This window comes from Desulfobotulus sapovorans DSM 2055, assembly GCF_059569355.1.
Genome location: NZ_JCANVJ010000001.1, coordinates 33,111 through 45,454, shown reverse-complemented (window position 1 = coordinate 45,454; position 12,344 = coordinate 33,111). Strand labels below are relative to the sequence as shown.

Annotated in this window: 5 protein-coding genes; all 5 read right to left on the bottom strand. The window is 55.3% G+C overall.

Going from position 1 to position 12,344, the window contains the following annotated elements; all coding sequences use genetic code 11:
- Nucleotides 1-6: 6 nt before the first annotated feature.
- Nucleotides 7-1,776 carry an AAA family ATPase gene (locus BR04_RS00165; protein ID WP_496353954.1) on the bottom strand — a complete coding sequence of 590 codons (1,770 nt, stop codon included), beginning with the start codon at nucleotides 1,774-1,776 and terminating at the stop codon, nucleotides 7-9.
- A gap of 57 nt (nucleotides 1,777-1,833) precedes the next feature.
- Nucleotides 1,834-5,541, bottom strand: coding sequence for a response regulator (locus BR04_RS00160; RefSeq protein ID WP_496353953.1), 3,708 nt, complete (start codon nucleotides 5,539-5,541; stop codon nucleotides 1,834-1,836).
- Nucleotides 5,542-5,664: 123 nt separating this feature from the next.
- On the bottom strand, nucleotides 5,665-6,717 hold the full coding sequence (locus BR04_RS00155; protein ID WP_496353952.1) for an HD domain-containing phosphohydrolase: 1,053 nt from the start codon (nucleotides 6,715-6,717) through the stop codon (nucleotides 5,665-5,667).
- A 12-nt stretch (nucleotides 6,718-6,729) separates the two neighbouring features.
- Complete coding sequence (locus BR04_RS00150; protein WP_496353951.1) at nucleotides 6,730-9,300, bottom strand: hybrid sensor histidine kinase/response regulator; 2,571 nt, start codon at nucleotides 9,298-9,300, stop codon at nucleotides 6,730-6,732.
- Nucleotides 9,297-12,248 (bottom strand): chemotaxis protein CheB, encoded by a 2,952-nt coding sequence (locus BR04_RS00145; RefSeq protein WP_496353950.1) that lies wholly within the window; start codon nucleotides 12,246-12,248, stop codon nucleotides 9,297-9,299. Before BR04_RS00145 ends, BR04_RS00150 begins: the two co-directional genes overlap by 4 nt.
- Between the last annotated feature and the right edge of the window lie 96 nt (nucleotides 12,249-12,344).

The following is a 12,344-nucleotide window of genomic DNA, read 5'->3' as shown; positions in this document are numbered from 1 at the left end:
ACTGCCTCATTTCCGATCCAGAGCATCCGCCTTTTCAGGGAGGCTTCCGTCTGGCTCCTCAAGGGAAAAAAAACGAAACCCCGCCCCGGCCACCGTATAGACCACATGGGAACAGACGGTCAGCTCCGGCCACTGGGTCTTCAGATCCCTGGCATAGCGGCCCACCTGCTCCAGCTCCTCGGGCCGGGGATGGGGCCGCTCCATGATATCCAGTTCAGCGGCTTTTTTACGGCTGAAATGCTTGAACTCCAGCACATAGGCCCTGCCCTCAAAGGGGGAGCCCGTGCGGCCAATGGCCTCAAAATCGCTTCTGCCCGAAGGCCGGTTCACCTCGATGGCAAAGGAAAGGACAAAGGAAAGATGGCGGGCACAGAGTTCAAAAAAGGTGGTGCGGAAAAAATTCTCATTGGCCTTGTCAAAGGCCTGGGCCGGAATCTGGGCCACATAGACCTCCCAGTACCCCTGAAAAAGACCGGCAAGATCGCCATCCTTCAGGAAGGCTCTGAAGAAGCTTTCATAGCCCCCTGACACATCAATTCTTTCAAGCTCGTTGAAATACTCCGTAAAAATTCTCCGGGTACTGAGATTGGGAAAGCCCACCTGAAAATGATCCTGAAAGGTCACCATACCAAGATAATAGAGGCTGATGGGCAGGAACTCATGGGAAAAAAAGCGGTGCATGTTGAATTTGCTGCGCAGCATGGTGAGATCTGCCGCGATGGAGCCTTCAAGGATAAGGCTTTCCAGAAGCGTCCTTGCCTCTTTTTCTCCCCCGGCCAACCGCCTCAGCCAGTCCACACTGACCCGCAGGTTGTCGTCCATGGTTTCCTCGGGGATGCGGCCTTTATTGATAACAAGGTCATTCAGGTAAAAATTGCAGATGGTGGAATTGTAAAGGGGTTCCGATATGCCGGGAAGCAGGCGGTAGCCGTTATAATAGTTTTTCAGATCTTCCATAACCCTGTCCTTCAGGGAGGGAGGCCAGGAATGTTCGCTGAAAATCCCGTCCACATAGGTCTCCACATCGGTCTGGGTAAAGCCCAGCATGTTCAGGGTATGTTCCTTCAGGGTAATGATCTGCCCGATATTGAATCCGCTTGTAAGATCATCCATGGTCACAGGCAGGACTCCGGTGATAAAAACCCGGGCCACGGAACCCTCCCCCACCCCGGCCTTGATTACCTTGTAAAAGGAGCGGAGAAAGGAATCTCCCGTGGTGAGGTCATGGTAGAGTCTGTCCTGACGGCCTGTAAGGAGCTGGTTGGTGAAATTGTCGTACTCATCAATGATGATGTGAAGCGGTGGCGTCCCCTCGGTCTGTACCATGGAAAGGATGGCATCAAGAAGGGCTGTTGCACCGCTGTTTCTGTCCATGCCCGCCAGAAAATCCGCAATGTTGCCATATCTTGCCCCAAAAACCCTCATGGCGTTCCAGCACACCGCATTGAAGGAGCTTTCAATGGAGGCCATATCCGGCTTCATGGCAATTTTTGAAAAATCAAAGCGCAGCACAAGGAGACTGTTGTGCAGGGGGGAAGGATTCCGGCCAATGTCCGTATGGCCAAAAAAAAGATCGAAGCGGTCTTTGCGGTTGATGTCGTAGTAGCACTCCAGAAGGGAACACCACAGGCTTTTCCCGAAACGCCTGGGCCTTAAAAAAACAGGAACTTTATAGAGTTCCAGCTCATGGATGAAACGGGTCTTGTCCACAAAATGGTAGTTGCCCTCTATGATTTCCTCATAATTGGACACGGCATAGGGAATTTTTCGGGTCATCTCCGTCACTCCACAAAAAAGGTCTGCTTCCTGTGCGCCTGCGCTGATCCCATCAGATCATACCCCTGAGGATTCAGCCACCGCCTTTTTGAGGTTCCCATGGGCTTCCCCAAGGGCGGCCATCCTCTCTTCAATGGCTGCCAGATCTCCGGCTTCGGCACTTTTCTCCATTTCTGCGGCAAGCTTACAGAGGACTTCGGCGCTGATGTTGGCCGCCTTGCCCTTAATGGTATGAACCTGGAGGTGAACCTCTGGAAGATCCCGGTCTTCCAGGGCGGTTTTCAGGGCTTCGATACGCTGGGGAAGGGTTGCCATGCAGATCTCTACAACTTTCTGAACGATACGCTCATCCCCCATGAGCCGGTTCAGAAGGACACTGCGGTTCCATACAGCCGGAAGACAGGCTTCAGGGGTCTCCCCCTCTGCGGCTTCGCATTCTGGCCCGCAAACGGCCTCACACGACCCGCCGGGCAGCCATGCCTGAAGTGCCCTTGCAATCTCCCCCGGCTCCACGGGCTTTGCGATGTAATCGTCCATCCCTGCGGCCAGACAGCGCTCCCTGTCCCTCTGCATGGCCCCGGCGGTCATGGCGATAATGGGGATCCTCGTTTTTGCCGTTCCGGGGCCTGCCTCCCCATAAAGCCCTTCCCCTTCGGTCTCCATGCTCCGGATGCGGCGCGTGGCTTCAAGGCCGTCCATTTCCGGCATCATCACATCCATGAAGACCAGATCATAGGGCAGGGTTTTCAGGGCATGGAGAACCTCCAGCCCATTGGCCGCCGTATCCGCACGCAGGCCGAATTTCTGGAGAATGCCCAGGGCCACGGCCTGATTGGTGATATTGTCTTCGGCAACGAGGATACGGCCTGAAAAACGGGGAAGAGAAGCGGAACGCTCCCTGTTTTCCCGTGCCACATGGCGGGTGATAATGGGCCCGGAAGAAAGTCCCTGACGGGCCTCGGCCATCACCAGGGCCAGGGTGTCGAAAAGGGCGGAGCCATGCAGGGGCTTGTTCAGGTAGGCGGCAAAGCCCAGCTTTTCACAGAGAGCCGCATCACCGGGCCGGTCAAGGGAGGTGAAAAGAATCAGGGGAAGATTCCGGAAACGGGCATCCGCCTTGATCCGCCTGCAAAGCTCAATGCCGTCCATACCCGGCATCTGCATATCGAGAAGGGCAAGGTCAAAAGCCTCTCCCCTTTCATGGGAAGCCGCCAGCATGTGCAGGGCTTCGTTCCCCCCTTCCGCCATTTCAGACCGCATGGCCCAGTTGCCAAACTGGACGGCAAGGATCTCCCGGTTGGTGGCATTGTCGTCCACCACCAGCACATGGAGGTTCGCAAGACTTGCCACGGGCTTCGGCCTTTTCCCCCCTCCCGTCTCCTGAAGGCCGAAACGGGCCGTGAACCAGAAGGTGGAACCGCTGCCTTCACGGCTTTCCACGCCCATCTCCCCGTCCATCATTCCGGCAAGCTGGCGGGAAATGGCAAGGCCCAGCCCCGTACCGCCGAACCTGCGGGTAATGGAGGCATCCGCCTGACTGAATTTGTCAAAAATAAGAAGAACCTTGTCTCCGGCAATGCCAATCCCCGTATCCTGAACCCGAAAACGGAGCCATACCCCGTCCCCTTCCCTTTTTTCGAGACTCACCCGGATGACCACCTCTCCCTTTTCCGTGAACTTCACCGCATTGCCCGCAAGGTTGGTCAGAATCTGGCGCAGTCGTCCCGGATCGCCCTTCAGCAGAAAGGGAACATCCGGGGCGATGCCATAGATCAGTTCAAGCCCCTTTTCCTGGGCCCGCAGGGCCATGGCATCGCTGAAATCCTTCATCAGGCTTTCCAGATCAAAATCGAGGATCTCCAGAGTAAGCTTTCCCGCCTCGATTTTGGAAAAATCCAGAATATCGTTGAGGATGCCCAGAAGGGCTCTGGCACTGGACTGTATGGTCCGGGCATGGCGGCGCTGGCTGTCATCCAGCTCCGTATCGAGAAGAAGCCCCGTCATGCCGAGAACCCCGTTCATGGGCGTGCGGATCTCATGGCTCATGTTGGCGAGAAACTCGCCCTTGGCATGGGCTGCGGCCTCCGCCTTTTCCGCAAGCTCGTTTGCACGGGCAGTACTCTCCTGAAGCTCCAGATTGGACTGGAGCAGGGCCTCTTCCGAGCGTTTGGCGGCAATGACCTCCCAGACCACATCCGCAAGCCAGCTCAAGGCATGGAGGTCTGCATCGGTATAGTCCTGGGCCTTGTTGCCCACCCCCATGATGGCCACAATCCTGCCCTTTCTAATCACGGGAACCACCATCTCCCGGATCACCTGCGCATGGCCTTCCGGAAGTCCCTTTTTGTGAGACAGGGCGGCATAATCGTTGTGGATGATACCCCGGCCCTCCCGGACACAGTCCACCCAGACCCCGGCCTCTTCAATGCTGTAATGCAGATCATGGCCGGGAGCCTTGCAGAAACGGTCACGGGTGGCCGTTGACCACTGCTGGAGAGAAAGGGTCTTCTGATCCGGATGGACAAAATGCCAGAAGCTGATGCGGCTTTCCAGCAAATGTTCCACCTCGTCCAGGGCCTGGGTCATCAGCTCCATGAGGGCATGATCACTGGCAAAGGAGATCAGCCGGAGCCGGATCTCCTTTTGCTGTTCCATCCGTCTGCGGGCCGTAACATCCTCTGCCATGCCCCAGTAGCCCGTATGGTTTCCCCCGTCGTCGTAAAGGGGAATCCCCGATATCCGGAACCAGACCACACCGCCATCCTTTGCCAGTACAGGGATGTCAAAATCATGGAAGACCCGTTCACGGGTCATGGTTTTTAAACCGAAAAGCTTAAACCGCTCCCGTTCTGCCTCAGGATACATATCGTAAAAGGTTCTCTTTCCCACAATCTCACCGGGACTGTAGCCCAGCAGCGCTTCCACATTGGGGCTCAAAGCGGTATAGACCCAGTCCGTATTCATCTCCCAGACAAAGGAACGGGTATATTCCACCAGTTTGCTGAAACGTTTTTCCTCTTGCTTCAGCCTCAGCTCCGTCCTGCGCATCCGTTTCTGGGCCAGCCTTAAACCGATAATACCGAAAATGGCGATCAGCCCATGCCCCCCCAGCATCCAGCCCTTCTGTCGGGTGGCCACCTTCAGATAGGCGGCCATGGGGACGGCAATGCTGATGCCCCCATGGTGCTCCCCGACTTCATACCCCTGATGTCCGTGGCATGTGAGACAGCTTTCCTGGGTGAAAAGGGGCTGCATAAAACGAAACCAGAGCTCGCCCTCCAGATTTTCAAAGCCTGAGGCATGGGCAGCGCCCTGTTCAAAGGTCTGGAGGGCCTGAATTTCCCAGGCATCGGGAGCGTTTTCCGGACGTATGGGCTTTAAGCTTGTGATATGGCCCCTCAGCCCATAGGCTTCCCTGCCCAGTTCATGCACCTGACGGGTCATGTAGGCCGGGTTGATGAGGGTCAGGGCCTTGCCCCCCGTGGTCAGCACATCCCGATCCGGTATATGGGCAAGGTAGGGGTTGGGCGGCGTGGTTTCCGTAGGGGGTACATAGACCCCGCCGTGCAGGGCCGCCCAGTGGCGGAAAACCAGATCCTTTTTAAAGGCGGCCCTGGCCTCGTTCTCAACCAGAATTTCCATGGAGTGGTCAACCTGCCACCAGTTCCAGGCACAGGAAAAAAGGATAAACAGCATCCAGATCCCCCCAAGGGCGACCATCAGGCGGTTTGCTGCCAGAGAAAAAAATGCGTTCCGTGTTTTCAAAAGGTTTCCCCTTATCCCGTATTCCCTCTGCCCAGGGCAGGGGGAAGCCAGAAATGCACATCAAAAAAAACCACCCCATCCGCCTGTCCTGCCTGGATTTTCCTGCCGCAGAGCGAAGCTCTTTCACTGAAAAAAGGCTTTTATTTCAAGAATTTTATCCAGATTTTCCATAAAAACATCCCATATCTCCGGATCAAAATGGCTGCCCCTTCCTTCGGCCATGATGGCAAGGGACTTTTCTACGGAAAACGCCTCTTTGTACGGCCTTTTACTTGTAAGGGCATCGAACACATCGGCAATGGCGCATATTCTTCCGGGAAGGGGAATCCTCTCCCCTGAAAGCCCTCCGGGATAACCGCTCCCATCCCATTTTTCATGGTGGGACAACGCAATGACAGCCCCCATCTTCATGTATGGTGAGCTGCCCTTGGTGAGAATTTCAGCACCAATCACCGTATGGGTTTTCATGATACGCCATTCTTCAGGCGTGAGCCTGCCGGGTTTCAGAAGAACCCTGTCCGGAATACCGATCTTGCCGATATCGTGCATGGGGGTACAGATACGTATCCGCTCCACCTCTGCCGCATCCAGCCCCAGACACCGGGCAATCAGGGCACTGTAGGCCGACATTCTCTGAATATGCTCCCCTGTTTCATCATCCTTGTATTCCGCAGCAGCGGCAAGGTGATGGATGGTATCCACATGGGCCTTGTCCAGATCCTCCAGGGCGGCCTGAAGCTCCAGCGTCCGGGCTTCCACCATGTTCTCAAGACCGGACTGATACATTCTCAGCTCATCCTGCTGGGCCTTCTGCCGGAGCAGGGAGTTTGTACGAACCTGAAGTTCCAGTTTATCCACAGGCTTGGTGATAAAATCATTGGCTCCTGCGGCAACGGCCTGAAGCCGGAAGGCCTTTTCAGACAAGGCTGTCACCATGATAACAGGAAGATGGCCCGTGTCCGGCCTGGACCGGATGGCCTGAACCAGTTCAAAACCGTCCATGTCCGGCATCATGACATCACAGAGAACAAGATCAAAGGACGCATCCAGAAGAGCCATGGCCTGGCTGCCACTCTCCGCCTCAAAAGGCTCATGACCGAATGTCAGCAGCATGGCTTTCAGCAGTAAAAGATTTTGGGGCTCATCATCCACCAGGAGAATTTTTGCATTTTTCATGGATTCCATCCTTCAGGTTCCGGGGTCACCGGCATCCACATCCCTGTAAAGATCTGCAACCTCCTTCAGCCTTTCCACCGCTTCCCGCAGGGCAGGCAGGCCCCTGCGGACAGCCTCAAAATCTCCCGAGGCTGCGGCGGCCTCCAGCTCTGTCGCAAGCGTCCGCAGGGCTTCGGCGCTGATATTGGCTGCCATTCCCTTGATGGTATGCACATGCCTGTAACTGGTTTCATGGTCTCCTGCTTCCAGAGAGATCTCCAGGGCTTCCAGACGTCCGGGGAAGGCTTCAAGGGACAGGTTCAGAATCTTGTTGAAGATATCCCTGTCCTGCATCAGCCTCTTCATCAGGGCCTTATTGTCAAAAACAAGAGGACTGCTGTCCGGAAAAGAGGAAGGCCCGGTCTCCCTGAAGGAGTCTCCGGATCGGAGTTCAGGGGCCTCTTTTTTTTCAGGGGGCAGCCATTTTGACAGTACCCGCACCAGAGACTCGGGCTCCAGGGGCTTGGACAGAAAATCATCCATACCCGCCTCAAAACAGCGTTTCCTGTCCTCGTCCATCACCCCTGCGGTCATGGCAATAACAGGGATGCCATGACCGGGAACGGCATCCCCTCCGGCTCCCCCCTCCGCCTCCCGTTTCCGGATCTGCCTTGTGGCTTCCAGACCATCCATCTCCGGCATCATCACATCCATGAGCACAAGATCATAGGGCAGGATGGCCAGAGCCTGAAGGGCTTCCCTCCCATTGGCTGTGGTGTCGGCACGCAGGCCGAATTTTTTCAGCATCCCTGCAACCACCTGCTGGTTTGCGATATTGTCTTCTGCGATGAGAATACGGCCGGAAAAACGGCCCGGAGGACTCTCTGTCCCTGAAGCTGCGGGCACTCCCGCATCCCCGTCCCTCTGTCCCCCATTTTCCTGTCGATGAAAGAGGGCTGTAAACCAGAAGGTCGATCCCCGCCCTTCCACGCTCTCCACGCCCACCTTCCCGCCCATCAGGGTGACAAGCTGACGGCAGATGGCAAGGCCAAGGCCGGTTCCGCCAAATTTGCGGGTAATGGAAGCATCCACCTGGGTGAACTGCTGGAAAAGTGCCTCCACCTTATCCGCCGGAATACCGATGCCCGTATCCCGGATCCTGAAACGGAGCCGCACGGTTTCTGGTTCCAGAGCCTCCAGGTCAATGTGGAGGGCAATTTCCCCCTTTTCGGTGAACTTGATGGCATTTCCCACAAGATTCATCAGAATCTGACGAAGCCGTCCCGGATCACCGGAGAAAAAACGGGGAACATCAGGATCCATGGTGGCCGTCAGCAGCAGTCCCTTTTTACGGGCCATGGTTTCCATGCTGTCGAGAAAAGCCGCCATGAATTTTTTAAGATCAAAATCAAGGATTTCAAGCTCCAGCTTACCGGCCTCTATTTTTGAAAAATCAAGAATATCATTGATGATTCCCAAAAGGGTTCTGCCGCTGGCCTGAATGGTTTTCGCATACCCCCGCTGAACGGAAGCAAGATCCGTATCCAGAAGCAGACCTGTCATGCCGATCACGGCATTCATGGGCGTGCGGATCTCATGACTCATGTTGGCAAGGAATTCGCTTTTTGCCCGTGATGCGGCCTCGGCCTGCTCCTTTGCCAGCAGCAGTTCCGCTTCTGCCCGTTTTCTGTCACGGATATCCCTGCAAAAACAGATCAGCCTGCCGCCACAGGCCTCCATATGGGAGACGGAAACCTCCACATCAAAAAAACTGCCATCCTTTCGCCTGTGCCGGGTCTCAAAGCTTTCAAAGCCCCTTTCAACAATCCTCCGGATACGCGCAAGGGTGTCTTCGGCTTTTTCCAGGACATTGAGATCCCGGATGTGCATCCTCTGAAGTTCCTCCCGGGTATACCCTGACATGCGGCAATAGGCCGCGTTGACATCCCTTATGCGTCCCTGGGTATCCAGAGCCCAGAAACCGTCCCGGGTGGTTTCAAGGATGGCGTTCAGATACTGCTCCCGCTCCTTCAGTTTTTTTTCCGCACGGATCTTTTCCGTGACATCCGTGACCACAAGAAAAATCTGCCGCAAAGACTCTTCCCGGACAGGCAGATCCTCGGCCAGTCTGCCCACACAGCGTACCTCCAGCAGCCCCTCTTTTCCCTGAAGCCGGAAATGAAGCTCCTTTGCTTCCGGATTGTTGAAAAAGGCCCGGAAACGTCCGTAGAAAGCACTGCGATCTTCGGGAACAATAAAATCTGCAAGGCTCACTCCGGCAAGACGCCATACATCCTGTCCGACCATGGCTGCAAAGGACTCGTTTCCCTGAAGAATCACCCCATGGAGGGTAAGCACCACATAGCCTACGGGGGCTGCATTGAAAAGCCTTGCGAAACGCTGGTTGGCCAGCTCCAGAGCTTTCTGCGCCTTGCGCAGCTCATCGTTTTGCATTTCAAGTTCAATCTGATGAACCTGCCAGTCATGAAAAAGGGCCCTGATTTCGTCCGGCCCAAGATCTTCCGGAGATCTGCCCCCCCTTTTCAACCGGGCCTCGGCCTGCTCCCGCAGAAGCTTTTTCCTCGTTTCAGAATCATCCGTCATTGTCCTTTTCCTCCTGAACAAATGGCGTCCCCGGCTGCTTTTTCTTCTGTAATATCAAACACCATCCCCACAGACCGGAGGATACGGCCCTCGCTGTCACGCTCGTGCACACAGCGTTCCTGCACATACCGGATCTCCCCCGTATCCTTTTTGAAAATCCGGTGCTCCATCTGATAGCCGCTTCTCTCTTCCCTTAAGGAAGCCGTATAGGCCCCATCCACCGCAGCCCTGTCCTCCGGATGCACAAGATCCAGAAACGCCTTGTAGGTAGCGGTAAAATCCCGGGGAACAAGCCCGAAAATGCGGTAGGTCTCATCGGACCAGGTCAGCCGTCCTGTATTCAGATCCAGAACCCAGCTTCCGATCCGGGCAAGCTCCTGGGTACGCTTCAGAAGATCCACGGTTTCACGCAGTTCCTTTTCCGCATCCATGATCCTTGAGATATCCACAAAGGAAATCAGCATTCCGGAAAAAACCTCCGGCCCCACAAGATAGGGAACCACCCGCATGAGAAACCATCTGCCCGAGCGTGTTTTCACTTCAAGCTCACGCATGAGCCCGCTTTTCTGAACTTCGCCAATCTCTCCGATGGGATCCACACCTTCCAGATGATGGGCGATATGGCTTAAGGGACGCCCCAGATCCGTATTGAGAATGGAAAAAATTTCTGTCACCTTTTCCGAAAAACGGCGGATTTCAAGATTCTCATCTAAAAGAAGCTGGCCGATCTGGCTGGCGCTCAGAAGGTTGTCCACATCATTGTGCAGCTCACTCAGCTCCATGATCTTGGACTGGTACTCAGAATTCACGGAGTAGAGTTCCTCGTTGGTGGACTGGAGTTCCTCGTTGGTGGACTGCAATTCCTCATTGCTGGCCAGAAGCTCCTCGTTGGTGGCCTGAAGCTCCTCGTTTGAGGTTTCAAGCTCCTCCACCGTGGCCTGAAGATTTTCCCTCGAAAACTGAAGCTCCTGCTCCAGATCGCTGATCCGCTGCTCCGCCTCACGGGAAAGATCATAGGTCTGAAGGGCCGGTGCCGAGGCTTCCGCTTCCACGGGCCTCGCTTCCTCCAGCATCACCAGCACCAGGGATTCCTGCCCCTTCTTCATGGGAAGGGGCCTGATGCGCAGGTTCAGGGTGCGGCAGCTTTCTCCCCGCCACATGCGGATATTGGAGAAACGCAAAGGCTCTCCTGTGCGGAAAACCTTCTGGATTCCCGTGGAAAGGGGAATGGCCAGCTCCTTTACCGCCATTTTCGTAATGTCCGTGGTCAGCCTGCCCGAAGGCAGCCTGAAAAAGCCCTCGGTCTCACCGATCACATGCAGCACTTCCAGGCTCTCATTGACCACAATGGACAGGGGAATCTCCTCCTGAAGCCCCTCCAGAAGCCGGTCCAGAATGCGCTCATCATTGTTCTGAAAGGTTTTCCGGCCCATGCGCCTGCCATTTTCAAGCTGGCGGATATCCGTCTCCAGAAGCATGTCCCCCACAAGGCCCTTGCTGCGGCCCACACTCCGGAAAAGCTTGTTCTTCAGATCCAGGGTCTCGAAATAAGGCCCCATATCGCCGGTGCTTTCACTGGTTCCCAGAAGCAGAATGCCGGAAGGACTTAAGGAAAAATTGAAAAACTCCAGAACCTTGCGCTGTAAAACCGGTTGCAGGTAAATCAGAAGATTGCGGCAGGACACAAGATCAATCCGGGTGAAGGGCGGATCCTTGATGAGGTTATGCTGGGCAAAAACCACCATCTCCCGGATGCTCCTTGTAATCTGGAAGCTGTCCTTCTGCCTGAAAAAATACTTGGCCAGAAGCTCAGGCGGCACATCTGCGGCAATGCTCTCGGGATAGATCCCGTTGGCCGCAAACTGTATGGCTTCCCGGTCGATGTCCGTGGCAAAAATCTTCACATCCCTTGAGATATTGGCCCGCTGCATGGCTTCCTTTGCCAGAATGGCCAGGGTATAGGCCTCCTCTCCCGTGGAACAGCCCGCAACCCAGAAACGGGTCTCACGGCTGTCCTTTCTTCCGAGAATCTCATGCATCCACTTGCCGTACAGGGCCTCAAAAACCTCCCTGTCCCGGAAAAACCGGGTCACACCGATGAGCAGCTCCCGGAACAGGATGGCCGCTTCTCCGGGATAGTTCTGCATATAATTGAGATACTCCCGCATCCCCTCCACCCGGTTGATGGAAAGACGGCGCTCTATCCGCCGGAGTACGGTACTGGGCTTGTAGTGGGTAAAATCCACCTTGAACCTGTCCCGCAGGATGGCAAAAATACGCGGCAGGGCATCCGCGTCATTGATATCCCCTTCCATACGCTCGGCCTTGGACACATAGGGATGCTTGACATAGGCCAGAAGACGCTCGGGCATTTCATCGGGAGGCAGAATGAAATCCGCAAGCCCTGTGGAAAGGGCCGCACGGGGCATACTGTCGAAACGGGCCGTATCCTCCTTCTGCACCATGACCATGCCGCCATATTCCTTGATGGTGCGTACTCCGCGCATTCCGTCACTGCCCGACCCGGAAAGAATCACGGCCACAGCCTTTTCTCCCTGATCCTCGGCCAGAGAATGCAGAAACACATCAATGGGCAGATTGATCATCCCCTTGACATGGGCCTGGTCATTGAGAAAAAGCCTGCCATGGAAAATGGTCAGATTCTTCTTTGGAGGAATGAGATAGACAGCATTCGCTTCCACCCACATGCCATCTTCCGCCCGCAGCACATGCATGGCCGTTTTTTTGGAAAGAATTTCCACCATCAGACTTTTATAATCCGGAGAAAGATGCTGAATCACGATAAAGGCCAGCCCGCTGTCCGGAACCATGCCGGAAAAAAAGGATTCGATGGCCTCAAGTCCCCCTGCGGATGCGCCAATGGCCACATACATGGCAGGAAGGAAAGGGGGAGAAGAAGATGCTTCCGGATGGGGTCGCTCCGACATGGAAAACCTCCTTGGTTTCAGACCCGCCTTCCATGGCAGGGGGGCACATTATTCCAGGCGGCTGGAAGCCGCAATCTACCGATCCTGAATCAGAAA